This is a genomic window from Christensenella sp. KGMB01412 (assembly GCF_055522415.1).
The window spans coordinates 129,242-155,156 of record NZ_JBVFVW010000004.1; the positions used below are offsets into that span (position 1 = coordinate 129,242).

At 49.9% G+C, this 25,915-nt stretch carries 27 protein-coding genes and 1 tRNA gene; 12 read left to right on the forward strand and 16 right to left on the reverse strand.

Annotated features, from left to right (window positions below):
• Positions 1-91: 91 nt before the first annotated feature.
• From ACS5WU_RS08165 to ACS5WU_RS08175, 3 genes are all read left to right on the forward strand, one after another.
• On the forward strand, positions 92-1,456 hold the full coding sequence (locus ACS5WU_RS08165) for a TrkH family potassium uptake protein (protein ID WP_302760326.1): 1,365 nt from the start codon (positions 92-94) through the stop codon (positions 1,454-1,456).
• Positions 1,457-1,507: 51 nt separating this feature from the next.
• A complete protein-coding gene (locus tag ACS5WU_RS08170; protein ID WP_046443291.1) occupies positions 1,508-2,167 on the forward strand; it encodes a potassium channel family protein in 660 nt (219 codons plus the stop codon).
• Between the two features lie 90 nt (positions 2,168-2,257).
• A tRNA-Ser gene (locus ACS5WU_RS08175) sits at positions 2,258-2,349 on the forward strand.
• Between the two features lie 75 nt (positions 2,350-2,424).
• Here ACS5WU_RS08175 and ACS5WU_RS08180 read toward each other — a convergent pair.
• Complete coding sequence (locus ACS5WU_RS08180; RefSeq protein ID WP_046443292.1) at positions 2,425-2,643, reverse strand: hypothetical protein; 219 nt, start codon at positions 2,641-2,643, stop codon at positions 2,425-2,427.
• Between the two features lie 238 nt (positions 2,644-2,881).
• The gene (locus tag ACS5WU_RS08185; RefSeq protein WP_046443293.1) at positions 2,882-3,298 is read right to left on the reverse strand and encodes a sigma factor-like helix-turn-helix DNA-binding protein; all 417 of its coding nucleotides are present in this window, start codon (positions 3,296-3,298) and stop codon (positions 2,882-2,884) included.
• A gap of 493 nt (positions 3,299-3,791) precedes the next feature.
• On the opposite strand from ACS5WU_RS08185, the gene ACS5WU_RS08190 reads away from it, so the two are divergent.
• The 3 genes from ACS5WU_RS08190 to ACS5WU_RS08200 all read left to right on the forward strand — a co-directional run bounded on the left by ACS5WU_RS08190 (position 3,792) and on the right by ACS5WU_RS08200 (position 5,546).
• On the forward strand, positions 3,792-4,268 hold the full coding sequence (locus tag ACS5WU_RS08190; protein WP_046443294.1) for a sigma-70 family RNA polymerase sigma factor: 477 nt from the start codon (positions 3,792-3,794) through the stop codon (positions 4,266-4,268).
• Positions 4,269-4,337: 69 nt separating this feature from the next.
• Entirely contained in the window at positions 4,338-4,745 is a 408-nt protein-coding gene (locus ACS5WU_RS08195; RefSeq protein ID WP_059109421.1) for a hypothetical protein, read from the forward strand.
• A gap of 36 nt (positions 4,746-4,781) precedes the next feature.
• Positions 4,782-5,546: a hypothetical protein gene (locus ACS5WU_RS08200; RefSeq protein WP_059109420.1), complete on the forward strand. Its 765-nt coding sequence runs from the start codon at positions 4,782-4,784 to the stop codon at positions 5,544-5,546.
• Positions 5,547-5,622: 76 nt separating this feature from the next.
• Here ACS5WU_RS08200 and ACS5WU_RS08205 read toward each other — a convergent pair whose 3' ends face one another.
• The 3 genes from ACS5WU_RS08205 to ttdA all read right to left on the reverse strand — a co-directional run bounded on the left by ACS5WU_RS08205 (position 5,623) and on the right by ttdA (position 8,060).
• The gene (locus tag ACS5WU_RS08205; protein WP_046443297.1) at positions 5,623-6,321 is read right to left on the reverse strand and encodes a DUF1361 domain-containing protein; all 699 of its coding nucleotides are present in this window, start codon (positions 6,319-6,321) and stop codon (positions 5,623-5,625) included.
• A 225-nt stretch (positions 6,322-6,546) separates the two neighbouring features.
• Entirely contained in the window at positions 6,547-7,164 is a 618-nt protein-coding gene (gene ttdB, locus ACS5WU_RS08210) for a L(+)-tartrate dehydratase subunit beta (protein ID WP_059109415.1), read from the reverse strand.
• A complete protein-coding gene (gene ttdA, locus ACS5WU_RS08215; RefSeq protein ID WP_320606943.1) occupies positions 7,161-8,060 on the reverse strand; it encodes a L(+)-tartrate dehydratase subunit alpha in 900 nt (299 codons plus the stop codon). The genes ttdB and ttdA overlap by 4 nt, the downstream gene beginning before the upstream one ends.
• Positions 8,061-8,189: 129 nt before the next feature.
• On the opposite strand from ttdA, the gene ACS5WU_RS08220 reads away from it, so the two are divergent.
• The 5 genes from ACS5WU_RS08220 to nifU all read left to right on the forward strand — a co-directional run bounded on the left by ACS5WU_RS08220 (position 8,190) and on the right by nifU (position 13,052).
• Entirely contained in the window at positions 8,190-9,122 is a 933-nt protein-coding gene (locus ACS5WU_RS08220) for a LysR family transcriptional regulator (protein WP_302761278.1), read from the forward strand.
• Positions 9,123-9,307: 185 nt separating this feature from the next.
• Entirely contained in the window at positions 9,308-10,645 is a 1,338-nt protein-coding gene (locus ACS5WU_RS08225) for an MATE family efflux transporter (protein WP_046443300.1), read from the forward strand.
• 318 nt (positions 10,646-10,963) lie between these two features.
• Positions 10,964-11,416: an RrF2 family transcriptional regulator gene (locus ACS5WU_RS08230; protein ID WP_046443301.1), complete on the forward strand. Its 453-nt coding sequence runs from the start codon at positions 10,964-10,966 to the stop codon at positions 11,414-11,416.
• 25 nt (positions 11,417-11,441) lie between these two features.
• Positions 11,442-12,620, forward strand: a complete 1,179-nt coding sequence (gene nifS / locus ACS5WU_RS08235; RefSeq protein WP_302761274.1) for a cysteine desulfurase NifS — start codon at positions 11,442-11,444, stop codon at positions 12,618-12,620.
• Between the two features lie 18 nt (positions 12,621-12,638).
• On the forward strand, positions 12,639-13,052 hold the full coding sequence (nifU, locus tag ACS5WU_RS08240) for a Fe-S cluster assembly scaffold protein NifU (RefSeq protein ID WP_046443303.1): 414 nt from the start codon (positions 12,639-12,641) through the stop codon (positions 13,050-13,052).
• 50 nt (positions 13,053-13,102) lie between these two features.
• Here the strand turns inward: nifU and ACS5WU_RS08245 are convergent, their stop codons facing one another.
• Positions 13,103-13,606: an acid shock protein gene (locus ACS5WU_RS08245; RefSeq protein WP_302761272.1), complete on the reverse strand. Its 504-nt coding sequence runs from the start codon at positions 13,604-13,606 to the stop codon at positions 13,103-13,105.
• 205 nt (positions 13,607-13,811) lie between these two features.
• On the opposite strand from ACS5WU_RS08245, the gene ACS5WU_RS08250 reads away from it, so the two are divergent.
• A complete protein-coding gene (locus ACS5WU_RS08250) occupies positions 13,812-15,434 on the forward strand; it encodes a putative polysaccharide biosynthesis protein (RefSeq protein WP_046443305.1) in 1,623 nt (540 codons plus the stop codon).
• Between the two features lie 81 nt (positions 15,435-15,515).
• Here the strand turns inward: ACS5WU_RS08250 and ACS5WU_RS08255 are convergent, their stop codons facing one another.
• The 10 genes from ACS5WU_RS08255 to ACS5WU_RS08300 all read right to left on the reverse strand — a co-directional run bounded on the left by ACS5WU_RS08255 (position 15,516) and on the right by ACS5WU_RS08300 (position 25,792).
• Complete coding sequence (locus ACS5WU_RS08255) at positions 15,516-16,277, reverse strand: DeoR/GlpR family DNA-binding transcription regulator (RefSeq protein ID WP_160295609.1); 762 nt, start codon at positions 16,275-16,277, stop codon at positions 15,516-15,518.
• Between the two features lie 76 nt (positions 16,278-16,353).
• The gene (locus ACS5WU_RS08260; RefSeq protein WP_302761267.1) at positions 16,354-17,028 is read right to left on the reverse strand and encodes a D-lyxose/D-mannose family sugar isomerase; all 675 of its coding nucleotides are present in this window, start codon (positions 17,026-17,028) and stop codon (positions 16,354-16,356) included.
• 20 nt (positions 17,029-17,048) lie between these two features.
• Positions 17,049-17,693 (reverse strand): carbohydrate kinase family protein, encoded by a 645-nt coding sequence (locus ACS5WU_RS08265; protein WP_465089086.1) that lies wholly within the window; start codon positions 17,691-17,693, stop codon positions 17,049-17,051.
• A 24-nt stretch (positions 17,694-17,717) separates the two neighbouring features.
• Positions 17,718-18,926, reverse strand: coding sequence for a dihydrolipoamide acetyltransferase family protein (locus ACS5WU_RS08270; RefSeq protein WP_465089087.1), 1,209 nt, complete (start codon positions 18,924-18,926; stop codon positions 17,718-17,720).
• 15 nt (positions 18,927-18,941) lie between these two features.
• A complete protein-coding gene (locus ACS5WU_RS08275) occupies positions 18,942-19,847 on the reverse strand; it encodes a class II fructose-bisphosphate aldolase (protein WP_046443311.1) in 906 nt (301 codons plus the stop codon).
• A 12-nt stretch (positions 19,848-19,859) separates the two neighbouring features.
• Complete coding sequence (locus ACS5WU_RS08280; RefSeq protein ID WP_046443312.1) at positions 19,860-20,879, reverse strand: alpha-ketoacid dehydrogenase subunit beta; 1,020 nt, start codon at positions 20,877-20,879, stop codon at positions 19,860-19,862.
• Positions 20,879-21,856: a thiamine pyrophosphate-dependent dehydrogenase E1 component subunit alpha gene (locus ACS5WU_RS08285; protein WP_465089088.1), complete on the reverse strand. Its 978-nt coding sequence runs from the start codon at positions 21,854-21,856 to the stop codon at positions 20,879-20,881. The genes ACS5WU_RS08280 and ACS5WU_RS08285 overlap by 1 nt, the downstream gene beginning before the upstream one ends.
• A 37-nt stretch (positions 21,857-21,893) precedes the next feature.
• A complete protein-coding gene (locus tag ACS5WU_RS08290; RefSeq protein ID WP_465089089.1) occupies positions 21,894-23,042 on the reverse strand; it encodes a sugar ABC transporter permease in 1,149 nt (382 codons plus the stop codon).
• Positions 23,039-24,556 carry a sugar ABC transporter ATP-binding protein gene (locus ACS5WU_RS08295; RefSeq protein WP_059109259.1) on the reverse strand — a complete coding sequence of 506 codons (1,518 nt, stop codon included), beginning with the start codon at positions 24,554-24,556 and terminating at the stop codon, positions 23,039-23,041. The genes ACS5WU_RS08290 and ACS5WU_RS08295 overlap by 4 nt, the downstream gene beginning before the upstream one ends.
• A gap of 99 nt (positions 24,557-24,655) precedes the next feature.
• Positions 24,656-25,792 (reverse strand): sugar ABC transporter substrate-binding protein, encoded by a 1,137-nt coding sequence (locus ACS5WU_RS08300; protein WP_302761393.1) that lies wholly within the window; start codon positions 25,790-25,792, stop codon positions 24,656-24,658.
• Positions 25,793-25,915: the final 123 nt, after the last annotated feature.

Here is a 25,915-nt window from a genome sequence, read left to right on the forward strand (position 1 = left end):
TTAGGTCTGTACTTTTTGGGGAAAGGGAGTATAGTGTATAATGTATGTTAATTTGCAGAAATGTGAATGAAGGGACACAGGAAACTTGAGCGTGATCAGAAAAAGAAGGCGGCTTAATCCTGCTGAAATATTGGTATTTGGTTTTGGCGGAATGATTGTGATCGGCGGCATCCTTTTGTGTCTGCCGATTGCGTCGAGCACAGGGCAATCCATTGGAATCCTGCCTGCGTTTTTTTCTTCCACATCGGCAATTTGCGTGACGGGGCTTTCGGTTGTGGAAATCGGCACGGCCTACTCCCTGTTTGGGCAAATCGTGATGCTGATCCTGATCCAGCTTGGGGGCATCGGGTTCATGACCGCAACCTCCATGGTGTATATGCTGCTTGGGCGGCGCATTACGCTCAAAGACCGCATGGTGATCAAAGACTCCCTCAACGAAACAAACCTGCAGGGCGTCGTCCATATGACGCGCAACGTTTTGCTTGTAACCCTGCTCACCGAGGTCGCGGGTATCCTTCTGCTTTCCATCCGCTTTATTCCGGAGTATGGATTTGGGCAGGGCCTTTATTACAGTATTTTCCATTCAATTTCTTCCTTCTGTAACGCGGGCTTCGATGTATTTGGGCTGGGAAACAGCCTTGTGCCATACGCATACGATCCGCTTGTTACAATTACGGTTATGGCCCTCATTACAGTCGGCGGGCTCGGCTTCTTTGTCGTCGTAGAGCTTTACAGGAAGGCTCTTTTGGGCCGCAAATATCATCTGAAACTTCATACAAAAATTGTATTGATCGTCTCTGGAGTGCTCGTCCTCGCGGGCTTTTTGTTCTTCCTTGCTTTGGAGAGCAACAATCCGAAAACGCTTGGAGCGGAAGGCCTGAGCGCAGGCGATAAGGTGCTAGGCGCGATGTTCCAGTCCGTCACTCCGCGTACCGCGGGCTATGCAACGATCCCGCAGGCAGACCTTACCCCCGCTTCGAAAATCGCGACGACTGCGCTGATGTTTATTGGCGCTTCTCCGTCCGGTACGGGCGGCGGTATCAAAACCACAACTGCCGTTATGCTGCTTTTCCTTGTCGCAACGATTGTCACAGGCAAGCAGGACACTGTTGTCATGAAACGGCGCATCAACAAGGATGTTATGATGCGTGCGATTACCATCGCAACGCTTGCACTGGTATTTGTAGGTGTGATGGTCACGTTGATTTCTATCGTAGACCAGTCGCACGTCAGCGTTTCCGATATTTTATTCGAGACAGTATCCGCGTTTGGAACCGTCGGTCTTTCCACAGGCATTACGGCCTCGCTTTCGCCGTTCAGTCAGGTTCTTCTGATGATTACAATGTTTGGCGGCAGGGTTGGTGTGTTTACAATGTCTATGGCGGTGGCAAAGCGTATGTCCCATCAAGATCAATGCAGCATCCGTTACCCTGAAGACAGGGTAATGATTGGATAAGCGAATCATGGTACGCCGTATACCAAAAAGGCGGCAAATGGAGTTATCGTTATGAAAAAACAGTATGTAGTAATCGGTCTGGGCCGTTTTGGTACCAGCGTTGCCAAAACACTGGTAGATCAGGATGCGGAAGTCCTCGTGATCGATGCAAATGAAGAAAAGATCAATCAGGCGCTTTCCTACGCCACCCATGCCGTGCAGGCAGACGCAACAGACGAGCAGGCGTTAAAGTCGCTGGGCATCCGCAACTTCGACGTGGCCTGCGTATGCCTTGGGGAAATCCAGTCCAGCATTATGGCGGCGTTAATCTGTAAAGATCAGGGCATTGACCTTGTGCTGGTTAAGGCACAAAGCGAGGTTCACGCAAAGGTTCTGTATAAAATGGGCGTGGATAAGGTGGTGTTCCCCGAGCGGGACATGGGTATCCGCGTAGCCCACAACCTGCTTTCCTCCAACATACTTGATTTTATCGAGCTGTCTGAGGACTACGGCATTGCCGAGCTGGAAGTACATCCCGCATGGGCGGGGCAGACGCTGATCGACGTGGATTTCCGCAAAAAATACGGGATCAACATCATTGCGATCAAAAACGCGTCCGGTTCCGTCAATGTAAGCCCATTGCCCGGCGATATCATCATGTCAGACGACGTACTCGTGGTAATCGGATCGGAAGAACAGATTGGCAAGCTCGAGAGGTCAGGCGAGCGGTAAAGCTTTTTTAAAAAAGCAAAATAAAAAATTGGAAAAAAGCTTGTTACGGCGCCACACTTATGGTAAAATAATTAACGCTGTATAAAGCGTGGAGCAGTGGCTGAGCTGGCTTAAGGCGCACGATTGGAAATCGTGTGAACGTTAATAGCGTTCCGGAGGTTCAAATCCTCTCTGCTCCGCCAAATACCATTTTACGCACGATGTGCGTGGAATGGTATTTTTTTGTTGAGGCCATAACGCGCCGCAGCCCGTACCCTTCATTTCTTGCTCGGTTCCTTTGTATTTTTCTTTAGACTGAATGTGTAATTCATTGCCCTGAGGGCTTTTAAAAAATTGGTACATGGATAAAATTCCTGCCGGTATTCACTTTTACTTTCCGGAAAATCCTCCCTGCTGAAATCCTTGCGCGCAATGATCCGGGCCTCGTAAATCCCATCGCGATAATACCTTTTGACAACCATGTATTCCCAATCCATAAAATCCCCTCCTATTTGTTCTGTAATTCTTTTTCTGAATCAAAAGACAGCCGCATCCTTCTTGTGGACGCGGCTGCCCGAATAGCCGTCATTTGCATCGATCTGGCGCAAATTTTATCCGGTGGCGGCTATTCCCCTCTGATTTTTTCCAAGACGTCCTCCATTATACACCAGAACTACGCCCCGTTTTTTTACCCCCTTTCCAAATTTTTTTCATTAAAATCAGATTTTTTTACCGTCAGTCTTTCTTCAACAGCTTTTTCAGGTTCTTGCGTCCTTTTTTAATGGACTTTGAAATTGCCGGAATTACCACTCCTTCCTTTTTTGCCAGTTCTGTTTCCGCCATGCCTTCGATATAATACCGGAAAAGGCGCATCCTCTGTTTTTCAGGCAATTTATTGATTGCGTCAAACAGCTCTTTGACCGCCACCGCTTTCAGGTACAGTTCCTCGGCAGATTCCACAGGCTTGATTGCTTTCCCTTCAATTCCATCCCCAACATCGAGCGAATAATATGCGTTGTGATAGGATACGCGGGCGTCGTATGCTTTGTCGGCCTTCAGGCTTTTCTCCAGCAATTCGGCAACCTCGTCTTCCACCTCCACAAACAGGTCTGTATCCAGTTGATAGTATCTCCTCAGATTGATTATTTTCATCATTTAACCTCCATTTCATTTGCATAAAACAACTTCAAAATGGAGGCTGCCGGAGGACTGCGCGCCCGGCAAACAGTGATACAAAAAACATCCCTACCGGCTGATGCCATAAAGATGCTTTTACAGTATATTTTTTTTTAACAAACCAAGCTTATGCTTTGATTTTTCGCGTTTCAATATTTTATCATAGTGATGACTTTACTTTCCTGCCTTGTATCCTTGGCTGAATAAAAGCAAGTAGCGTAGCCAATATGGACGCTTCACAATTATTTCCCGGCCGGGCTGCCGTACTTTTTTCATAAAACAGTTCGCTTCATTGCAAAAATCCCCCCTCACAAAACAGCGTATATTTATCCTTTCACTTATATAACGAAACCGAATGTGGTAAAGGAGTAAAATTATAATATTTTTTTAATGAAAACTGTGATAGAATTGGAAATGAGTAATTTTGGTATTTTCATCAGGCTACGGTTTGTTTCTGATTGGGGCTACTATGAATCGTGCAGTTATTTTATTTCAGGTATTCTATAAGTATTACGGGTTCTATTTCCGTATCATTTTCAGGATCGTCGGAAACAAAGAAGATACCGAAGACATCCTGTACTTCAAGTTCTCAAAAGTGCTCTATGAGAAAAATTATCCTACCAATGAAGACGACCTGAAGCCATGGCTTGTCACCGTCTTTAAAAACGAGGCTGTTTCCTTTATCAAAAAACGTCAAAAGGATAAAGACCGGGAGGAAATGTATTACCTCGTCCATCCGCCCGAAAGAAATTTTGAAGACGATCTTTTCTTCAGGCTCACCGTTGAAGAGTTGATCAAAGAAATGCCCCTCGATTTGCGGAAATCCTTTCAGGAGCATTTTCTGGACGGCGTTCCAATCCGCGTCGTGTGCAGGAAAAATGGCGTAAGCAGGGACAGGATGAGGTATTGGATGAAAAAATTGCGGAAAATTATTAAAAATTTGTGATGGATTCCCCCTTTGACTGCTTTTGTTTCGTTATAACAGTACTACAATAAATAAGGAGGACTCTAAACAATGAAAAAACTAATCTCTCTCTTATGCGCTGCGGCGCTGTGCCTGTTGATGCCGGTGGCGGCCTTTGCCGCGGAAACGCCGGCACCCAATCCAGAAGCCGTGCAACAGGAAACCGCTGCTTCACCAAAGGCAAACAGCTTTTATTGTTATATTGGCATGGCCAGCAATTACTCCATCGCGATGTCAGCAACGGCCAGCTCAAACGACTCGTCATCCATTACGGTCACCTGTCAGCTCCAAAGGAAGGTGAACGGCGTATGGTATGATTATGGCTCTCCAGTATCAAAAAGCGGGAAGAAAAGTGTCATAGCAGCAACGACTGTAGCGGTCTCAAAGGGTTACACGTATCGCGTTAAAGCTTACAGTAGCCTTCATGGAACAATATTTAGTCGCGAATTGAGTATGTAAGAGAAGACCGAATTTGAACAAAGGGGGATAGAGGGCATGAAAAAACGCGATTTTTACAAAAAAATAAAGCAGTATCCCGAGCTGTTCGACCTTGAGCAAAACGAGCAGGAGGAAGATGCGGGCTTTCAGATCGACGAAAAGGACATCCCGCCTATCCCCCAGTGGTTCTACGATTACGAGGAACAGGAGCGGCGCAGGGCGAAACGGAAGCGTAAGGCAAGGACTCTGGTGGCGGTTCCTATCTGCGCCGCGCTCGTGTTTGTGTTTCTGATGACGCCGTTTGGAGGCGCGTTTGCCGACAATGTATACAAGTTTTTCGTGAGTATTAATCGGAATACCGGCGAGGTTTCGACCTATTACGGCCCGGATACCAGCCAACCCTTCACACAGGGAGAAACGGCAGAGGTACAGCACTTCCCGGACGCGGAGGCGGTCAGGAAGCAATATGGGATCGTTTTTGCTGAAAATACAGGCTACAAACCGGATAACATATCTGTCTCGGAAATTGAAAACTATGGCTATAACATCGAATTGGACTATACCATAGATTCAAACGAGGTAACGATCATAAACGTATATCATTTTACACTCATGCAGCAAAACGGAAGCATCACGGCGACCGGCGATGAGTTTGGGACGATCGACACCTGGTTAGACGACAACACCCATATTGTCGGTATCTACGACGACGCAGGCGCAATCGCCGTGGGGTACAACGATCAGTTGGAAATGACCTTCATTACAAACACCCTGCCCTACGATCAGCTGATCGATTTTATCCAAACGACGACGATCAGGTAGAAAACGAAAGCAGGCGGAAAAAGTGGGCAACAAAAAGCATACGGTGCAAAAATACCGTATGGCGTGATTCCCTTTCCTAAACTGCGGTAAGCACCGACCACACGACAATCCAGTACATGATAAGAAAAAAGGCCGCGTAGCAAATCATGAAAATAAACAGCTCCCTGACCTTGCCCGGCTGCGAGAAATGGTTTTTTAAAATTCCAAAAAACTTTTTCGGTTTCAGGATATCCCAGCTGTAAAAGCGCAGATATCGTCCAATATAAATACCAAAGCTAATCAACAGGAAAACAACGGTAATCACAATCCAAAAATTCCTGTTATTTGTAAAGCCCATATGGAATGCGTCGATCGGGTTGACCACAACCGCATACATCAGTTGGAGCAGCATCACATTGAGCAGGGTATTCATCACGCCGGACATCGACAAAGACAATACCGCAATGATATCGTACCATATTGGCACTTCTTTTTTATCCACCGTCCTGTGGTTCAGGTTCAGCTCCGTAACAAGGTAGCCTGCATTGGGCAAAAGCAGGAACCATATGATGATTCCAACGATACCAACAACCACCCCAACGACAAAATTGAAAAATATCATGATCGCGCCCATGAGTGCCACGGTAATAATCAATACCAAAAGCGGCAGCAAAGACAGTCCGATATTTTTCAGCATTGGTTTATACAGCTTTGTGTGGAACAGCTTTGGGCGCAATAAAATCAGCAATACTGCAAATAGATTAATAGCCGCTATCCCGTAGATTAATATACTCATATCTATCCTTTCCTGTTATTTTTAATGTAACCATTCTACCGCATGGGTAATCCTCCAATCCGTAACTGCCGTTTTTAAAATACGCGGTGTCTTTGCCCCTGCGTCCGCCTGAATCGCAGGCGTACTTCCGGCAGCGATGCAAATGCAGCGCCTGCCCGTCAACCAAAAGCCCGCGCCTTTAGTGGCGCGGGCTTTTGGTCGTAAAAGATGTGCGGTAAACAATCCTTATTCCAGATAATCGACGTGCTGATTGATCCCGGCGACTATCCTTTCCTTTTTTTCATTGAACAGCTTTTTGTTATTCTCAAACAGGTTATTCCCTTTTGTGTCAATCGAGATAATAAGCGGCCCAAACTCCCTGACGCGCATTACCCACATTGCCTCCGGCATTCCAAGGTCAAGCCACTTCACGCATTCCACCTCTTCCACCTGGCTTGCCGCCAAAACAGCACACCCTCCGGGGAACACTGCATGCACCGCTTTATAAAGCCCGCATCCTTCGGCGGTTTTGTCGCCCATGCCTCCCTTGCCTATAATCAGCTTAATGCCCGTTTCGGCTATAAATTCCTTCTCGTATTTTTCCATTCGCATACTGGTCGTTGGCCCAATGGAAATTACATCATATTTACCCGGCTCATCCTGCCGTTCCTTCATGATCGGCCCCGCGTGGAAGATCGCTTTTCCGGCAAGGTCTACAGGCAGCGGTTTATTTTGTTTGATCAGGCGCTGGTGTACGTCGTCCCTGCTTGTGATCAGATATCCGTTTAAATATACGATATCGCCGATTGTAAGCCCTTCAATGTCCCCGTTTTGAATGGGTGTCGTCAGTATTTTTTTATTCATAAAATCGCTCCTTTGTGTGACAGCATTTCATACCCCAGTTCCGCATCAATCCGGATCAGCGCGCGCCTGTGCGCCCAGCATCCCGTAGAAAGGCCGACGGCAATCGTGGAAGGATGCCTGCCCGCCTGCTCGATGTGCACGCCCATCACAGAATTTTTGCCCGTGATACCTCCGGGGCCAATCTCGATTTCATTTAATCCCTTTTCGATCATAAGCTCGAGCTCTGCGCCGCGCGGGTTGCTGTTGCGCGTTCCAATCGGGCGCAAGAGCGCCTTTTTGGATAGCTTTGCCGCAACCTCTGCAGAGCCCGCAATTCCAATGCCAATCAGCAGCGGCGGACATGCGTTGATTCCATACGAGGTGATCTGGTCAAACACAAATTGAACCACGCCTTCATAGCCTTCGAGCGGCGCAAGCACCTTTGCCATGCCCGGAAGGCTGCATCCGCCTCCCGCCATATACACATATATTTTTACCTCGTCGCTGCCCGGGACAAGCTCCCAATCTATCCACGGGATTCTTGTTCCTACGTTATTGCCCGTATTTTTTTCATCAAATATTTCCACGACATTGTGGCGCAGCGGAGCCTCTGCCGTCGCGCGTTTCACAGCCTCCCGCAGGCATCCTTCTATTTCATCGATCAGCGGGAATCGCGAACCAACCTGCACAAAGTACTGGATTACGCCCGTATCCTGGCAACAGGGCCGATCCATTTCATCCGCCATTTTAAGATCCTCAAACATAGCGTCATAAAAAATTTTTGCCATGGGCGTGTTCTCTTCCGTCCGCAGCTCCTTCAGCTTTTGCATCACATCGTCCGGAAGATGCTTGCCTGCATATCCCGTGAATTTTGCCATAATGTCGATCAGCCGCTCGCGCTTTATATCCTGCTCCATATAGTTTCTCCCCTTATTTTTTATTTGTAATCCCATGATCAAATTGTATGCTTTGCCAATATATAGGTCAAATACTTTAAATACTATTTATTCCATAGTATAATAGCTATATTAAATCAGGAGGAGCAAATGATGGAGGATCGCGCGTTTTATTATATTCAAAAAATTCTGGAGGAAGGCAGCATATCGCAGGCTGCAAAAAGGTTGTTTATCGCACAGCCGTCCCTGAGCCAGTATATCAAGCGCATCGAAAACGATTTGGGCGCAGAGCTTTTTGAAAAAAATGCAAAGCCCGCAAAATTAACGGGCGCAGGTCAAATCTATTTACAGACGGAACAAAAAATACACCAGCTGCGGCAGCAGCGTAAAAACCAGATCGACGATCTGTTTGATTTAAAGATCGGACATTTGACCATCGGCAGCTCCAATTACAGGAGTATGTATCTGCTGACAAGCGTGCTGCCCGTTTTTAAACAGCGTTACCCCGGCATCAGCATCAGCCTTGAAGAGGGGATTACAGAGGAGCTTGAGGAACGCGCCATGAGCGGCGTCACCGATTTTTCTATCGTGTTGTTACCCCTCAGCTATCCGGCGCTCGCTTACGAGGAGCTTTTTGACGAAGAAATCCTGCTGGCGCTTCCTGCAAACCATAAACTTTGCGATGCGATAAAGCCCGGCAAGCAAAACCGGCCGTATCCGCCTGTTGATTTCGCGCTTCTCAAAAACGAGTCCTTTATCGTCATGAAAAAAGGGCAAAAACTGAGGAACTCATTTTTTGATTTGTGCCACAACGCAGGTTTCCGTCCTGACGTTATCCTGCAGACAAACAGTATGGAGGCCGCGCAGGCGCTTGCAGCAGCCGGGCTTGGCGTCACAATCATTCCGGACGTTCTCGCACGCAGCAACAAATTTCCGGAAATGCCGCGGTATTTCTCGCTGAATCAACAGGTAAAAGTGCGCAAGGTGGTAGTCGCTTATTCAAAGCAAAGGCCGCTTACCGGCGCGGCAAAAGCGTTTATCCATGTCATGAAGGAGGTTATCGCCAGTTCAGGCCTTTCCTGATTTTCAAAATTTGTTCCATTTTGCACTTTTCCCGCAAAGAAACTTGACAAAATTTTATCTTTTTGTTATATTTTGTGTTGTTCACTCGGAGGGTGAGTCGTTCTGAAGAAATGACGAGCTGGATAAGGTGGCAGGCTGAGACGCCTGTACCTTGTCCGGCTCTTTTGTTTTTTAAGGAGGATGTTATGAATCTTTTACAGGGAAACGTAAAAAAGCTCTATTCCAAATACTTCGCGGCTGCTTTTGGCAGCGCGCTCATCAGCTCTGTCTATGGATTGGTGGATATGGCAATGGTCGGGCAATATGCAGGGCCGAGCGGTACGGCTGCGCTTGCCGTAGTCGCGCCGATCTGGAATATCATATATAGCCTCGGGCTGTTGACGGGAATCGGCGGTTCCGTTTTATTCAGCACCATGCGCGGGCAAAATGAAGACGGAAACGATTATTTCACCACGGCATTTATCGGCACGGTGTTTTTTGCATCAGTCAGTTGGATTGGAATCGCTTTTTTCGATAAAGAGCTGCTCATGCTTTTCGGCGCGTCGCAGGAAATTTTACCCATTGCGCAAAGCTATCTGCTGCCGATCAAATTTGCAGTCCCCCTGTTTGTATTTAACCAGATGCTTGCCGCATTCCTGCGAAACGACGGCAGCCCGGGGCTTGCTACCGCCGCAGTGCTTGCCGGGGGCGTTATCAACGTATTCGGGGATTTTTTCTTTGTATTTACCATGAACATGGGCGCAATGGGCGCGGGGCTTGCAACAGCATTATGCGCGTTGATCACCTTTATTATCATGCTGTCCCATTTCTTTTCGAAAAAAAATACGCTGAAGCTTGTAAAGCCGGTACGATTTTTCCTGCATCTGAAAAAAATTCTCGTTACAGGATTTTCGACCTTTTTTATCGACGTGGCGATGGGCATTCTTACCATGCTGTTCAACCGGCAGATCATGACCTATTTTGGCGCGGATGCGCTTGCGGTATATGGCGTCATCGTCAATGTCGGTACAATCGTCCAATGCTGCGCTTACAGCGTAGGTCAGGCCTCTCAGCCCATCATATCCATGAACTTTGGCGCGAAGCAGTGGGCAAGGATCAGGGAAACCCTGAAATATGCGCTGCGGACCGTTTGCTTTTTCAGTATCGTGTGGACAGCCGCAACCCTGCTGTTCCCTGACGGCTTCATTCGCATATTTATGTCTCCCACAAACGAGGTTCTTGCAATCGCGCCGGCTATTATGCGCAGCTATTGCATATCGTTTTTGCTGTTACCGTTTAATATTTTTTCCACTTATTATTTTCAGGCGCTGATGAAACCGGGGACGTCCCTGTTTGTTTCAGTTGCACGCGGCCTTGTAATCAGCGGACTGCTGATTTACCTGCTGCCCGTGCTTGCGGGCGCAGATTCGCTGTGGTTTGCGATGCCGATTACAGAGCTCGTGATTGCAATCGTTGTCGTGTGGCTTATGGTTAAATACACAAAGGAGCTGGAAAAAAATTCGCTTTACAGCAGTAAGGCCTGACACTCCTCCCGGGAAACGGGGCTCTGTTTTGTCCGGTATTTCTTTTGTAACGGTGGCATAACATAATAAAAGCAATGGTATAAAACCCGGACATTTTGAGCTTGGAAAGGATGTTCTGTGGAATCCGGAGTATAGTGCAGATATAGTGATGTACACTGCATAACGGTTTCCGGCAAAGGCTGCTTTCGCAACCATTTCATAAAAACAGTAATAATTTCCCAGTAAAATAGTAGAAATTATGTTTGACATTCCGTGAAAAGTGTATTATTATATCAGAGTAATTTAGTGGGAATTGATTGCAAAGAGGTGCAACAGAAAATGAAATTATCAACAAAAGGAAGATACGGGCTGCGCGCTATGATCGACCTTGCAAAAAACAGTGAAGCGGAGGCTGTTCCCATCAGCAGCATTGCTGCGCGGCAGGAAATTTCCGAAAGTTATCTGGAGCAGCTCATTGCAAAGCTGAAAAAAGCGGGGCTTGTGAGCAGCATACGCGGCGCGCAGGGCGGATATATGCTGACAAGGCAGACGGACGATATTTCTGTAGGCGACATCCTTCGGGCATTGGAAGGCGATCTTAGTCCAATCGATTGCCCGGCTTTGGGAGACGAGGACGGATGCTCAAAATCCGGTTCCTGCGCTTCAAAATATGTTTGGCAACGCCTGAATGACGGTATTAACGAAATTGTAGACGAGATTAAGCTGAGTACGCTGATCGAACAGGAAAACGGGGCCTGCGCCCCATGCAGCGGCGCTCACGCGACAAAATAAGATTTGACAGAGGAGTATGGCGGATATGGGAAAATTTATTTATCTTGACAACGCGGCAACAACGGCAACACGCCCGGAGGTGGTGGAAGCAATGCTTCCGTATTTTACGGAAAAATACGGAAACCCGTCCAGCATTTACGAGTTTGCAGCTGAAAACAAGGATGTAATCGATACGGCGCGTGCGACGATAGCCGATACGCTGGGCGCAAAACCAAATGAAATTTATTTTACGGCAGGCGGTACGGAGTCAGACAACTGGGCAATCAAGGAAACAGCGGAAGCGTACAAGAATAAGGGCAACCATATCATCACTTCCAAAATAGAGCACCATGCGGTTTTGCATACGTGCGAATACCTTGAAAAGCATGGATATGAGGTCACCTATCTCGATGTGGATGAGAATGGATTTATCAGTCTTGACGAGCTTGAGGCCGCCATCCGCCCTGAAACCATCCTTATTTCCATCATGTATGCGAATAATGAGATCGGAACCATAGAGCCGGTAAAGGAAATCGGCGAGCTCGCCAAAAAGCACGGCATATTGTTTCATACAGATGCGGTGCAGGCGTATTGCCAGGTGCCGATCAACGTGGACGAATGCCACATTGATATGCTCAGTGCAAGCGGGCATAAGCTGAACGGGCCAAAGGGCATTGGGTTCCTTTACATCAGGAACGGTGTGAAAATCAAATCGTTTATCCACGGCGGAGCACAGGAACGCGGCAAGCGCGCAGGTACGGAAAACGTACCGGGTATCGTGGGCTTTGCAAAGGCGGTCGAGATTGAAGCCGCTACCATGAAGGAGCGGACTGAAAAGGAGATCGCGCTGCGCGACCACCTCATAGACCGCGTGCTGAATGAAATCGAATACGTACGGCTCAACGGAGACAGGCAAAAGCGCCTGCCCAACAACGCCAATTTCTGTTTCCGGTTTATCGAAGGCGAATCGTTGCTTTTGATGCTTGATATGAACGGCATCTGCGGTTCGAGCGGATCGGCGTGTACGTCAGGATCGCTTGATCCGTCCCATGTGCTTCTCTCGATCGGCCTGCCGCACGAAATCGCACACGGATCGTTGCGGCTGACGCTGGGTGAAAATAACACAATGGAAGAAATGGATTATGTTGTGGACACACTGAAAACTGTGGTACAGCAAATCAGGAATATGTCGCCGCTTTACGACGACTTTATGAAGTCAAACTAACGAAAGGATGAATCGATTATGTATAGTGAAAAAGTTTTAGATCATTTCCAGCATCCGAGAAATATGGGAGAGCTTGAACACGCGAGCGGCGTCGGAACAGTCGGCAACGCAAAATGCGGGGATATTATGAGGATTTTCCTGGACGTTGACGACGACGGAATTATCCGCGACGTTAAGTTCAAGACCTTTGGCTGCGGCGCTGCGGTGGCTACCAGCAGTATGGCGACCGAAATGATCAAAGGAAAAACCGTACAGGAAGCCCTGCAGGTTACCAATAAAGCTGTAATGGAGGCGCTCGACGGCCTGCCGGCAGTCAAGGTGCATTGCTCCGTACTTGCAGAGGAGGCAATTCAGGCTGCATTATGGGATTATGCTGAAAAGCACAATATCAAAATCGAAGGCCTGAAAAAGCCCGAAAATACCGAGGAATAAAAATAGAAATAGCGTTTCCGGTTTTGGAAACGCTATTTTTTTGTTTTCCTTCAGTCGTCCTCACGTTCCATGATAAACACATCCCTGTACGCCTCGCATTTGAGCATGCCGTTGGGCTGTAGCGTCAGCACAGAGAAATAATCCTCGGGGATATTCCCGCTCGTGGAAACCTCGCCCACCATCATATGCGCCGTGCCGTCTTCCTGTAACTGCACAGGGTAGACCGCTTCCGGTTCATTGTTCTCAAAGCTTGCCTCATTGGGATAGCTGTACGCCTTGTCCCCGTCTACCACAAGGTACCATTCCTCGGAATCACTGAGCTCGCGTTCCTCCGTGCGGTCGGCTTTCCATATCCCATCCATTTTGGACGCGCTGGACGCCTCTTGTGAGGTTGCCGGTTGCTGTGACGTCTCCGTCTGCTGTGAGGGCTGAGCCGTACTCGCCGTTTCCGCGGGAGAGGGCTGCACGCTTGCCGTTTCCGGCGCCGCCATGCACGACATCAGAAGCAACGCCGCCATCCCTATGGCCAAAACCATAATGACAATCTTTTTCATAATTATTTCGCGGCAATTTTCCTTTTATGCCGCTCCAACCACCTTTCCTCTTATTTATCTCATTATATTAAAATAATAAAGGCCCTGCAAGAACCGCAAACATATTTTGCTTTTTCTGTGCGCCATGGCCTTAAAATTTACCGAACTTTCAATTTTTATAATATGTGGTATAATAAATAGGCATCAAAAAAGATTGGGGTATCTTATGTCCAATACTACGAAAAGTTTGATCAAAAGCACAATGATCCTCGGCGTTGCCGGCGTCATTGTCAAAATAATCGGAGCGTTTTTCAGGATCGCCCTTACAAACCTCATCCACTTCGAGGGAATGAGCTACTACCAGCAGGCATTTCCTGTTTATTCCGCGCTCCTGATCATCTCCACGGTCGGCCTGCCGATTGCAATCTCAAAGCTTGTTTCCGAACGGGTGACCGTTAACGACTACCGGGGCGCTTACGCCGTATTCCGTACGGCGCGTACCTTCCTGTTCTTTGTCGGCCTTGCGACGTCCATCCTCATGTTCTGTTTTGCGGGGCAGATCGCTGCGCTGCAAAAGCTGCCTGACGCAAGCTATTCGCTCATGGCAATCGCGCCGTCGCTTTTCTTCGTTTCGGTCATGTCGGCATACCGCGGGTATTTCCAGGGCTTGCAAAACATGAAGCCCACCGCCTTCTCACAGATTATCGAGCAGCTTGTAAAGGTCGCTATGGGCCTTGCGCTTGCTTACTTCTTCCTGAAATGGACAGGCAGGCTGGAATTCGGCGCAATGGGTGCGCTGATCGGCATCACAATTTCTGAGGTAAGCGCTCTTTTGTATGTCATGGGAGCCTTTGGAAAACAAAAACGCCGGATGACGCTTGAAATAGCTTCCGCTTATAAATCAAAGCTCATGTGGTCGGAGGTTAAACCCCTCCTTGGAAAAATACTCGTAATTGCGCTACCCGTTACGGTTGCGGGCCTTGTCATGCCCATCATTACCTTTGTGGACTCGGTTATCATCCCGCGCAGCCTGTTTGCGCTCGGCTATGATACGCAGACTGTCCGCAGTATGTACGGCGCGCTCACCGGCGGCGTGCTTACCCTGATCAACCTGGCGGCCATCGTATCGCAGGCCCTGCAAATGAGCGTCGTTCCGGCAATCTCAGAGGCCCTTAAATTAGGCGACAACGCGCGCGTCAGGGGCAACGTGCTGCATGGAATTAAATTTGCATTCCTCGAAGGGATTCCCGTTATGGTTGCCTTCTTTGTGTTTGCGTCGCCTTTGCTGCGCTTTTTGTATCCCAGCGCCAGTGCGGATGAGCTCGCCCTTTCAACAGGCCTGTTGATGACAATGTGCTCTGTTACCGTGTTCCTGCCCTTTATGCAGACCATGACAGGCATTTTGCAGGGCATCGGAAAGCAAAACCTGCCGCCGATCTCCCTTGCGGTAGGCGCAGGCGTCAAGGTTGCGCTCAGCCTGTTTTTAATGAGTATTCCGCAGATCAATATTTATGGTGCGGTTATCGGTACCGTGGTGTGCTACATTATCGCTGCCTGCATGAACTATTATTTTGTACGCAAATATACCGGGGTACGTATGAACTTCCCGGAGCATATTTTAAAACCGGTCGCTGCGACCGCCGTCATGGCAGCGATCGCTTATCTGGTCTATACGCTCATCGCTCCCTTCTCCAATGCGGTCGCGGTGATTGCCTGCGCGGTGGTTGGGCTGATCATTTACGTATTTATGCTGATTCTTGTCAAGGCCGTTACCGAGCGTGAGCTATTGCAGATTCGCGGCGGGAAAAAACTTGTGCAGTTGCTCAAAAAAGTCCATGTATGGAAATAACAGGCAGATTCAAAACCGCCCAAAAGGCGGTTTTTTTATTGCAACAAAAAACGGGGCAAACGCCCCGCTGTATCACTTTTCCTATACGACCTTTACCTCTACGCCAAGTTCCCGCAATTTTTTTACCTTGTCTTCCGGCGTGCCGGTGTCTGTAATAACCACATCAATATCTTCAAACCCAACTGCAAGGCACATCGCGCTTTCATTGAATTTACTGTGATCGGCAAGCAGTACCACTTTTTTTGTGTTCCTGACCATCGCGTTTTTGATTTCAATAAGCGGCAGGCTGGTCTCGTAGATCCCTCCGGGGAGCGAAATCGATTTGGTAGAAATGATCGCAAGATCCGTATGGAATTTGGAGGCCGATTCGATTGCAAGGTTATTGACCGCCGAGTAGGAGGAATGATGGATTTCTCCCGCCAGTATAATGACCGTAATATTGGGCTTGCCCGCAAGCTCAACCGCCGTTTGCAGGCTGTTTGTGATAGCCGTAAACGCAAGGTTTGCCGGAATGATTTTTGTCAGGTAGAGCGGCGTTGTTCCCGCGTCAAAAAACACGCTGCTGCCCGGCTCGATCATTTTCAGCGCTTCTGCGGCAATCCTGCGCTTTTCCTCGGTATTTTGTACCACGCGCCGGTTGAAGCTGGGCTGCAGGTCGTCGTTACGCTGTAACACCACGCCGCCATGGACTTTTCTCACCAGAGACTGCTGCTCCAGTTCTTCGATATCCCTGTGCACCGTCATCATGGAACACTGCAGCAATTCTGCCAGAGCTGAAATCTGCATGGCGTCCTGCTGCTCCAGGAGCTTCAATATTTCGTTATGCCTCTGTACCTTAATCATGTGATTACCCGTTCTTTTCTGTGTTATATTGTTATTATAGGAAAAAGCAGTCCCAATATCAATACTTTGCATCACATTATTTCGCATCCGGATATTCGCTGAACAAAAGATGCAGGGGCATTTCATCTTCCTCGATCTTAGGGAAACGGGCGGGCGCGTTCAAAAAATGATTGTCCGTATTATCGTCGTTCACTCTTGAAACCTCCATAATAAGCGCAGTTCCCCCTTCCGCCCAAAACGTATGGTATTGATACGGCGGAAGTGTGATTCCTTCGCCCGGTTTCAGGCGCAGCACAGTACCTGCCGGCACCTGGAACCGTTTGCCGTCCACATATGCCGTGACGGGCGTATCCGCAAGTTTTCTTTCAGGCGTTGCGTGATACAGTTTGATCATGAGGTCTGCGCCGCCGCGGTTGATGATATCCTCCATCTTGAAAAAGTGGAAGTGCATGGGCGTAACCTGCCCATCCTGCACGATCAGGCATTTTTCCGCATATGTTTTAAAATAATCCGGATTTCCATCGATTCCGTTGCGCAGCGTAATCACAAGAAGGCCCGTTTTATCAAAATCACCCGTGCCAAAATCCGTGATATCCCAGCCAAGCATACAATCGCGTATCTCGTCGTATTCGTGCCCCTTTTCCTTCCATTCGTCCGGGGACCACAACACAAAAGGCGGCACAACAAAATTCATCCGCTCCAAAAACGCTTTACCCTGCCTGATTTTCCGGTTGATTTCCGAACGCTTCATTGTTTTTCCTCCGTAAATCCTCACCCGTTCTGCCGGGCGTATTCCTGTGTTTCCGCAAAGCTGCGTATACCTGTTGTGGTTCCGACCTGTGTGACGCACATCGCTCCCGCCGCATTGCCGACGACTGCCGCCGCATCTACGGAAAGGCCGTTTACAAGCCCCGCCAAAAATCCCGCGCACCATGCGTCTCCCGCGCCTGCCGTATCTACGGCCTTTGCCGGGAAAATACCAAAGTAACGTCCCTCTTCTCCCTGCGGCTGCACATAGCAACCCCTGCTGCCAAGCTTTATCACTACGTTTTTCACACCGAGCGCGCGGAACGCTTCGGCAAGCCTCCCCGGCTCGCGCGTGCCAATCATCTGTTCCGCCTCTTCCACACTGGGCATAAACCAGTCAAGGTGCGCGAGCATTGGACGAATCAGCGAAAGCCACCGTCCCCGTGCGTCCCATGCGGTGTCCATTGCCGTTACGACTCCGCTTTCCTGCGCGACATAGCTTTTTGTAGGAATGCAGCCTGCGTTGAGGCATACTCCGCCAAGGTTTTCCCTCTCGAACAGAACGACCTTCGCCCCCATGCGTGCGCCTTTCAAGGCGGCGCTGTAGCCCGCAGGGCCGCCGCCGATTACCGCAATATCATATTCCATTGTCTTTCTCCTGATTTTCATCGTACCAAAAGGCGCGCAAACGCCTTACAATAAAACGCTTACCGGATGCTCGACCAGCCTTTTCAGCTCCGCCATAAACAGCGCGCCCACTCCGCCGTCGATCATCCTATGGTCAAAAGAAGCTGTGATATTCATCAATGGGCGCAGCTTTACAGAACCATTCCTGCCGACAGGCGTATCGATGATTCCGCCCACTGCGAGGATCGCGCTCTCCGGCCGGTTCACAAGCGCGGTAAAATTGTCGATGCCATACATCCCAAGGTTTGAGATTGTAATTGTCCCGCCCTGCATATCCGCCGCCTGTAACCTTCCATTCTTTGCTTCGCCCACCAGCTTCGCGCTTTGCCGCGCAAGTCCGGCAAGGGTGAGGGTATCCGCATTTTTCACAACAGGCACCACCAGTCCGTCCGGCAGCGCCGCAGCAATCCCAATATTCACATGGCGGTAAAGCCTGATCTCTTCATCGCTGACGTATTGCGCGTTGATATACGGTACTTTTTTTACCGCCATACATACGCATTTTGCAAGCAGGTCGTTGAAGGACACCCTGCTGTCCTCCGCCAAAACGTCGTTAAGCTGTGCCCGCAACGCGATCATCTCCGTCATGTCCGGATTGATCGAAACCGTGAACTGCGGCGCCTGCGTTGTGCTTTCGAGCATCCTGCGCGCAATCACCTTACGCATAGCGGACGGAGCCTCGACGTCGTAACCGGCGTCCTGCTGTGTCTCGTTTTGCACATCGGCAGCTTTCACCGGCCTTCCCAGCCTTTTATAAAGCGCCGCAATGTCGCGGTTTGTTTCCTTTGCAAGCTTGCGTGCCGCGGGAGAAGCCTGCACAACGTCGTTGCCGGCCTCCTGTTTCCCGGGCTGTTCCGCTTGTTTTTCCCGGATCGGTTTTGCAGGCTGTTCCTTTTTCATGATCGGCTGGTATTCGTCCTCTTCGCATCCCGTCCGGGCCTCTCCATGTTCCGGCTGTACGCCGCCGACCTTTTCACCCGGCTTTCCGATGTAGGCCACCACTTTACCGGCCTCCACCTTCTCGCCCGCAGCAGATACGATCTTCAGCAGCGTACCCTGTGCAAAGCTCTCGACCTTCATTGTCGCTTTGTCCGTTTCGATCTCAAAAAGCACGTCTCCACGTTTGATTTCATCACCTTCCACCACGTTCCACCGTACAATCAGCGATTCCGCAGCGGTCTGCCCGCTGGCGGGCATAGTAATTTCATGCGCCATAATTTACTCCTTTTGTCAGAATATGCCGGCCTTCCCCGCGCTGCCAAACATATCGATAAATTCCACTGCCTTTTGGGTAACCGCGTCCCTGCCCACGCTCAGCATATCGTCTTGCCCGCCCCATCCCATCGTAATGTGCGGATCTATCTTTTCAAGCTCGCGCGAAGCGATAAAGCCGCTTACTGCATCAATATACGCACGCTTTAAAACAGTGCCTACATTCACTTTGGAAATACCCATATGAATCGCCTTCTTCATATCTTCCGCAGAAACCCCCGTGCCGCCGTGCAGCACAAGCGGAACCGGAATTTCCTTTCTCAGCGTTTCGAGCAGCCCGTAATTCAGCTGCGCCTTCGCATCCTCAAGCAGGTGTATATTGCCGATCGCCACGGCAAGCGCGTCGATTCCCGTTTCCTCCACAAAATATTTGGCCTGCTCCACATCCGTATCGTGGCCCGGCGACTGCGTTCCGGTTGAGATATCCGCGCAGGAAAGCTCCCCAACTTCGCTTTCCACATCAATCCCCATGAAATGGGCGGCACGGCAGATTTCTTTTGTGATACGCACCGTATCTTCGAAGGCTTCGCCTTCCTTTTGGTACATCACCGTATTAAAGCCCGCGTTCATACCCTGATAGATCATTTCTTCCTCATTGGCCTCGTTTAAAATCACTGCCACAGGAACTTTGGAACGCTTTGCGGCCTCCTTCGCAAGCTTGCCGTAAAGATAGATATCTTCTTTATAATTGCGTTTGGGACTTCCGATAAACTGGCCGCCAAAGCCGATGATCACAGGCGAGTCCGTTTTTTCCGCCGCATTGAGCACCGCTTCCATACAGTCCATGTTAAACGCCTCGAAATATCCAACCGCGAAACGGTTCTTTTGCGCATGCAGCAGCAGCTTTTTCATTGAAATTAACATAGCGAGCCTCCTCTATTCAGTCATCAGCTGTTTGATTTCCGTTATGATGCGTTCTACGGACGGCACGACAAAATTTTCCATTACCGGCGCGAACGGAATCGGTACGTTATAGGTGCATATCCGCTTGATTGGCGCATCCAGATAATAGAGCGCCTCGCTTGCCACCTTAGCGGCGACTTCGGCTCCCCAGCCGTTGCGCTGCACATCCTCATGGACAATCGCGAGCCGCCCCGTCTTCCGGATGGAAGCGTACAGCGTATCGTAATCAAACGGCACAAGCGTACGTGGATCGATCACCTCGCAGCTGATCCCTTCTTCCTCAAGCTGCGCCGCTGCCTGCATTGCGTTGTACATCATCAGCAGGTTTGCAACAATCGTCACATCCGTTCCTTCCCTGCGTACCTCTGCCTTTCCAAAGGGTATTGTGTAATATTCGTCCGGTACTTCGCCAATCGGCGAGAGCGCGCCTTTTTCTGCACGGTTTCCTTTGGAGCCGTACAGCTTTTTGTGTTCGAACATAACGACTGGATCGTCGTCATGGACAGCCGTACGCAGCAAACCCACCGCGTCGTATGCCGTCGCCGGGCAAATCACCTTAAGCCCCGGCACGTGCGTAAAAAAGCCTTCCAGACTTTGCGCGTGCTGCGCACCGCGCGTTGTCGCGCCGACCGGAGCCCGCATCACCATGGGAACCGTAATCTTCCCGCCGGACATATACCGCATTTTTGCAGTCTCGTCTACAAGTTGGTCCATCATGCAAAACAGGAAATCCCCATATTGTACGTCCGCGATGGGCCGCATTCCCGTCATGGCGGCGCCCGTCGCCGCGCCTGCGATCAGTATTTCCGATATGGGCGTATCTATGATTCTGTCGTGCCCAAACTCCTTTTCAAGCCCCAGCGTTACGGTGAACGCCCCGCCAAAGCCGCCGTCCACGCCAATGTCTTCCCCAATACAGAAAACCCGTTCGTCCCGGCGCATCTCTTCAGCGATCGCTTCACGTAACGCCTCTGCGATTGTTTTTTGTGCCATTATAGTAAGCCCTCCTCTGTATAAGCGTATTTCAAAGCATCTTCAGGCAGCGGCGAGGGCTGCGCCTGCGCGTAATCCACTGCTTCCTCGATTTCGCCGTCCACTTTCTGTTCCAGCGCCAAAAGCTCCTCTTCCGTACACGTTTTCTCTGCGACCAGGCGTTTGCGCAAGGTCTGGATCGCATCGCGTTTCGCCCACTGCGCTTCCTCTTCACGTGTGCGGTATCCGCACGCGTCGTTCCTGGAATGCCCGCCGATACGGTAGGTTTTGAGTTCAAGTATCGTCGGCCCGCCGCCCACGCGCGCCCGTTTAATTGCCCTTGCTGCCGCTTCGTTTACAGCGACCACATCCATCCCATCCACGATTTCCGCAGGAATCCCATAAGAAGCCCCGCGCTCCGCAAGGTCTTTGATGTTTGTTGTCGTACTGATTGGCGTAGAAGCGCCGTACAGGTTGTTTTCAATCGCAAAGATTACAGGCAGCTTCCAGATTGCCGCGCCGTTCATCGCTTCGTGGACTGCGCCTTCATTTGTGGCGCCGTCGCCCATAAAGGCAACGCATACATTGTCCGTCCTGCGCATTTTACAGGAAAGCCCGATGCCCGCCGCAAGCGGCACGCCGCCTCCCACGATCGCAATCGCCGGAACCATGCCACGCGACATATCTCCCGTGTGCATCGCGCCGCCATAGCCGCGGCAGCAGCCTGTCTTTTTCGCAAACATTTCCGCCATCATATCCTTTAGCGGCACGCCCTTTGCAAGGCTGTGCCCCGCCGGCCTGTGCGTCGATGTGCAATAGTCCTTCTCGCTGAGATCATAGAGCATACCCACCGCGCACGCTTCCTGCCCGTGGCTCTGGTGGATTGTGCCGGGCATCACGCCCTCCAGAAACAGATAATAAATCCGTTCCTCGTATTTCCTGATCAGGTACATACGTTCGTACATACCCTTTAGCTTTGTTTTGCTGAATCCTTTCATTCCGTCACCGCCTTCTTTGTTTCATATAGGATAAATTTTATTTCTTCTGCTGGTTTGCAACATCGAACCATACCGCCAGGATAAGCACCAGGCCCTTTACAATGCTCTGGTAGTTGTAGGACAGGTTCATCAGGCTCATACCGTTGTCAAGGCATGCAATGATCAGCGCGCCGATCACCGCCCCCATAATGGTTCCCTTGCCTCCCGCAAGACTCGTGCCGCCCAGTACGCACGCAGAGATCGCATCCATTTCAAAGGAATTTCCGGCAGAAGCCGTCGCTCCGTCCATACGCGCCGTGAGCAGGATACCCGAGAGCGCAGACAAAAGTCCCGTGATAATATACAGTCCCAAAACGTTGCGCTTTACGTTGATGCCCGAAAGCCGCGCCGCTTCTACATTACCGCCTATCGCGTAAACATTTCTGCCAAACCGTGTTTTTGCCGCGATAAATGCAAACAGTATGATCACGCCCACCAGGATAAGCACCGGCACCGGAATACCGTTGTAGTCGTTCATGATCAACACGAAAATACCGATCAGCGCTGAGAAAATCACGATTTTAACGGCCGTCTGCCACATCGGCCCCATATCGAGCGCATACCGCTTGCGGGAATTGCGTTGTTTGAGCATAAGCACAACCACTGCAAGGATTGCAACGCAACCAATGATAAGCCCCGCCTCCTTCGGCAGGAACCCCTGCCCGATAAACGTGAAATCCGGATTCATGGGCGTAATCGTGATGCCGTTGGTGATAACAAGGTACAACCCGCGGAACATCAGCATACCGCCCAGCGTTACGATGAACGACGGAACATTACGATACGCCACCCAAAAGCCCTGCCATACGCCGATTGCAATGCCTACCGCGAGCGCCGCCAGTATGACCATGGGGGTGCTCCAGCCAAACGTCACCTGCATAATTGCAGCGATGCCGCCTGACAGCCCTACGATTGAACCTACCGCGAGGTCGAAATTTCCGGAAACGATCAGCAGCACAACGCCCATAGCGATTACGCCCGTAATAGACATGGTTCTGATCAGGTTCGAAAGGTTACGTGATTTGAAAAAAATACCATCCGTGATGATCTGGAAAAAAATAGCGATCAGGATCAGCGCAAATATCATCGTGTAAGTACGCCAGTTTACCTTCTGCAGCCATTTTTTGTTTGTCAGTTCCTTGTTCATGCTTTCTTCCCCCCCGTTGCTCGTTCCATTACCATTTCTTCGGTAACTTCCCTGTTATCAAATTCACCTGTGATCTCTCCTTCCCTGAGAACCACAATCCGGTCGCTCATGCCGAGAATCTCCGGCAGCTCGGAGGACACCATAATGATCGCCATTCCCTGCCGTTTGAGCTCGTTCATCAACACATAGATTTCATATTTTGCGCCCACATCGATGCCCCTTGTCGGTTCGTCGATAATCAGCACCTTTGGGCTGAGCATCAGCCACTTTGCCAAAACCACCTTTTGCTGATTGCCTCCCGACAGGTTCATTGCCAGCATTTCAAGCGAGCTCGCTTTGATGCGGATACGCTGCGATATCTCGCCGCATTCCCGGGCCACACTGTTTTCATCGATCACTCCGTGCCTGCTGAATTTACCAAGGCTTGCCATCGTGATGTTATCCGCAATCGGAGCGATAAGGTTCAGTCCGTTAAACTTCCTGTCCTCCGTTACCAAACCAAGGCCCTTGTTGATTGCGTCGAGCGGCGTTTTGATTTCCACCTTTTCGCCATCTATTAAAATCTCGCCGGACAACCTCCCTTTGAAATCGCCAAACAGGCTGTTTACAAGCTCTGTCCGTCCCGCGCCCATAAGGCCGGCGATTCCGAGTATTTCTCCCTTTTTCACCTGAAAACTGATGTCCCTGAGTATACTTCTGCCTGTATTCCCGAATTCTTCCAGATTGATGTGCCTGACTTCGAACACCGTCTCTCCAGCCGCACAGTTTTCCCTTGGCGGGAAGCGGTCCGAGAAATCTCTGCCGACCATCTTTGATATCATCTTCTGTTCGTCCAGCTCCGCAATATCGTCCGTGCTGATCGTTACGCCGTCCCGCAGCACCGTCACACGGTCGCACAGTGCCATAACCTCTTCAAGCTTGTGTGAAATATAAATACAGGTCACTCCCTGCTCCCTGATTTCGTTCAGCTTCCTCAAAAGATGCGCGACCTCTTTTTCCGTCAGCGCCGCTGTCGGCTCGTCAAGGATCAACAGCTTTGTATTGAGCGAAAGCGCCTTGGCGATCTCTACAAGCTGTTGCTTTCCTACGCCGATCTCCTTTACAAGCGTTGTGGGCAGCGCGTCGAGGCCCACCTGATCCATCCATTTCTGCGCTTCGCTGTTCATTTTGTCCCAGCTGACAATATTATCGCATCTTCCAAGAAATATATTTTCCGCAATCGAAAGCTCTGGGATCATCATCAGTTCCTGATAAATGATCCCGATGCCGGCGCTTTCCGAATCCCTGATCGTTTTGAATTCCGCCGTCCGGCCTTCTATCTTGATTTCACCGCCGTATTCCCCCTTTGGATATACGCCGCTCAGTATCTTCATTAAAGTGGATTTTCCCGCGCCATTCTCGCCTACAAGGCCGTGGATATGTCCCTTTTCGATCTGCATCGTTACGCCGTCAAGCGCCTTTACTCCCGGGAATTCCTTTGTAATGTTGTTGATTTCCAAAATAAACTCTGACATACCGCACCCCATTCCAGGGGAACTTACGTTCCCGCCGATCTTTTAAGGAAGTCCCGGAGGTTTTTACCCTCCGGGCTTCCTTACAGAGCCCTTAGCCCTTTATTCAGCCGTTTTCGAATAAACGTCTTCCTTTGGATAGTAGCCTGCCGCAATAATCGTGCTGTCCATATTGTCCTTACCGACCGGTACCGGATCAACCAAAACCGCTGGAACGTCCTTCACGCCGTTGTTAATCGAACCATTGATGTCGGGTTCCTGTCCGTTTACGATTTTCAGGCACGCGTCGATCACCAGCCTTGAAAGCTCGTTATCCGGCTTCCATACGGTCATCGTCTGGTCTCCCGCCACGATTCTCTGGCAAGCCGCAAGCTCGCCGTCCTGCCCCGTAACAAGCACCTTTCCATTGAGGTTCCTTCCCTTGAGTGCCTGTACCACGCCGCCTGCCGTGCCATCGTTCATCGCGAGGATTACATCCACCTCGTCGTTATTCACTGTCAGGAAATTTTCAACGTTTTCATAGGCAATATTCGGATCCCAGTTTTCACTTGCCGCGTCGCCTACAATTTTGATATCGCCCTTATCGACTGCGTCGCCGATCACACGCATCCAGCCGTCTTTATATACCTGGCAGTTAGGATCCGTAGGCGCGCCGGAGATCAATACGTAATTTCCCTTGGGACACAGGTCGTACACATATTGCGCCATCATATCGCCGATCGCATCATTATCCATGCCGATATAGTAATCGATATCCGCATCCGGGATCATCCTGTCGATCGCGATGAATGGAATGTCCGCTTCCTTCGCCTGGTCTACCATAGGCTTTGCGGCTTCTGCATTCTGTGCAAGTACCACGAGCGCATCCACTTCCTTTGTGATCAGGTTTTCCGCCTGCTGCATCTGAACCTTTTCGTCTCCGTTCGCATCAAGGAATATCAATTCCAAACCGGCTTCCTTTGCATACTGCTCCAGATAGTTCTTTGCAAGCACACGGCGTTCTACCTGAAGGAAGTCGAACAAAACGCCTATCGTCTTACCCTCCCCGGAAAGCTTGCCCTCCGCCGCAGGGGCAGCGCCAGCGCTGTCCTTCGCAGCCGAATCGCCTGCGGCAGGCTCCCCGGCATCGGACGCAGGGGCTCCGTTTCCTTCCGCCGGTTGCTGCGCGCATCCCGCAAACGCGCCTGCAAACATGAGTACCGCAACCAGCAGACAGATCAGTTTCATTGATTTTTTCATCTTTTTCCTCTCCTTTTACTATTTAATATAAATGTCTTTATCTTCTTCCCTTTGCGAAAAATATCGCAAAAAACTATTACGTCATTCATTATTATTTTGGAAATTCGCTGACAGAGCAAGTTA

Bases quoted from the DNA above. Each gene is read 5' to 3' on its own strand.
- ACS5WU_RS08185 (WP_046443293.1), bottom strand. From the start codon at position 3,298: ATGAAAATAATCAATCTGAGGAGATACTATCAACTGGATACAGACCTG.
- ACS5WU_RS08245 (WP_302761272.1), bottom strand. From the start codon at position 13,606: ATGAAAAAGATTGTCATTATGGTTTTGGCCATAGGGATGGCGGCGTTG.
- ACS5WU_RS08270 (WP_465089087.1), bottom strand. From the start codon at position 18,926: ATGGCGCATGAAATTACTATGCCCGCCAGCGGGCAGACCGCTGCGGAA.
- ACS5WU_RS08265 (WP_465089086.1), bottom strand. From the start codon at position 17,693: ATGAAAATCAGGAGAAAGACAATGGAATATGATATTGCGGTAATCGGC.
- ACS5WU_RS08180 (WP_046443292.1), bottom strand. From the start codon at position 2,643: ATGGATTGGGAATACATGGTTGTCAAAAGGTATTATCGCGATGGGATT.
- nifS (WP_302761274.1), top strand. From the start codon at position 11,442: ATGGGAAAATTTATTTATCTTGACAACGCGGCAACAACGGCAACACGC.
- ACS5WU_RS08255 (WP_160295609.1), bottom strand. From the start codon at position 16,277: ATGATTAAGGTACAGAGGCATAACGAAATATTGAAGCTCCTGGAGCAG.
- ACS5WU_RS08295 (WP_059109259.1), bottom strand. From the start codon at position 24,556: ATGTCAGAGTTTATTTTGGAAATCAACAACATTACAAAGGAATTCCCG.
- ACS5WU_RS08170 (WP_046443291.1), top strand. From the start codon at position 1,508: ATGAAAAAACAGTATGTAGTAATCGGTCTGGGCCGTTTTGGTACCAGC.
- ACS5WU_RS08190 (WP_046443294.1), top strand. From the start codon at position 3,792: ATGAATCGTGCAGTTATTTTATTTCAGGTATTCTATAAGTATTACGGG.
- ACS5WU_RS08220 (WP_302761278.1), top strand. From the start codon at position 8,190: ATGATGGAGGATCGCGCGTTTTATTATATTCAAAAAATTCTGGAGGAA.
- ACS5WU_RS08300 (WP_302761393.1), bottom strand. From the start codon at position 25,792: ATGAAAAAATCAATGAAACTGATCTGTCTGCTGGTTGCGGTACTCATG.
- ACS5WU_RS08275 (WP_046443311.1), bottom strand. From the start codon at position 19,847: ATGTTAATTTCAATGAAAAAGCTGCTGCTGCATGCGCAAAAGAACCGT.
- ACS5WU_RS08250 (WP_046443305.1), top strand. From the start codon at position 13,812: ATGTCCAATACTACGAAAAGTTTGATCAAAAGCACAATGATCCTCGGC.
- ACS5WU_RS08200 (WP_059109420.1), top strand. From the start codon at position 4,782: ATGAAAAAACGCGATTTTTACAAAAAAATAAAGCAGTATCCCGAGCTG.
- ACS5WU_RS08225 (WP_046443300.1), top strand. From the start codon at position 9,308: ATGAATCTTTTACAGGGAAACGTAAAAAAGCTCTATTCCAAATACTTC.
- ACS5WU_RS08260 (WP_302761267.1), bottom strand. From the start codon at position 17,028: ATGAAGCGTTCGGAAATCAACCGGAAAATCAGGCAGGGTAAAGCGTTT.
- ACS5WU_RS08230 (WP_046443301.1), top strand. From the start codon at position 10,964: ATGAAATTATCAACAAAAGGAAGATACGGGCTGCGCGCTATGATCGAC.
- ACS5WU_RS08290 (WP_465089089.1), bottom strand. From the start codon at position 23,042: ATGAACAAGGAACTGACAAACAAAAAATGGCTGCAGAAGGTAAACTGG.
- nifU (WP_046443303.1), top strand. From the start codon at position 12,639: ATGTATAGTGAAAAAGTTTTAGATCATTTCCAGCATCCGAGAAATATG.
- ACS5WU_RS08195 (WP_059109421.1), top strand. From the start codon at position 4,338: ATGAAAAAACTAATCTCTCTCTTATGCGCTGCGGCGCTGTGCCTGTTG.
- ttdA (WP_320606943.1), bottom strand. From the start codon at position 8,060: ATGGAGCAGGATATAAAGCGCGAGCGGCTGATCGACATTATGGCAAAA.
- ACS5WU_RS08205 (WP_046443297.1), bottom strand. From the start codon at position 6,321: ATGAGTATATTAATCTACGGGATAGCGGCTATTAATCTATTTGCAGTA.
- ACS5WU_RS08285 (WP_465089088.1), bottom strand. From the start codon at position 21,856: ATGAAAGGATTCAGCAAAACAAAGCTAAAGGGTATGTACGAACGTATG.
- ttdB (WP_059109415.1), bottom strand. From the start codon at position 7,164: ATGAATAAAAAAATACTGACGACACCCATTCAAAACGGGGACATTGAA.
- ACS5WU_RS08280 (WP_046443312.1), bottom strand. From the start codon at position 20,879: ATGGCACAAAAAACAATCGCAGAGGCGTTACGTGAAGCGATCGCTGAA.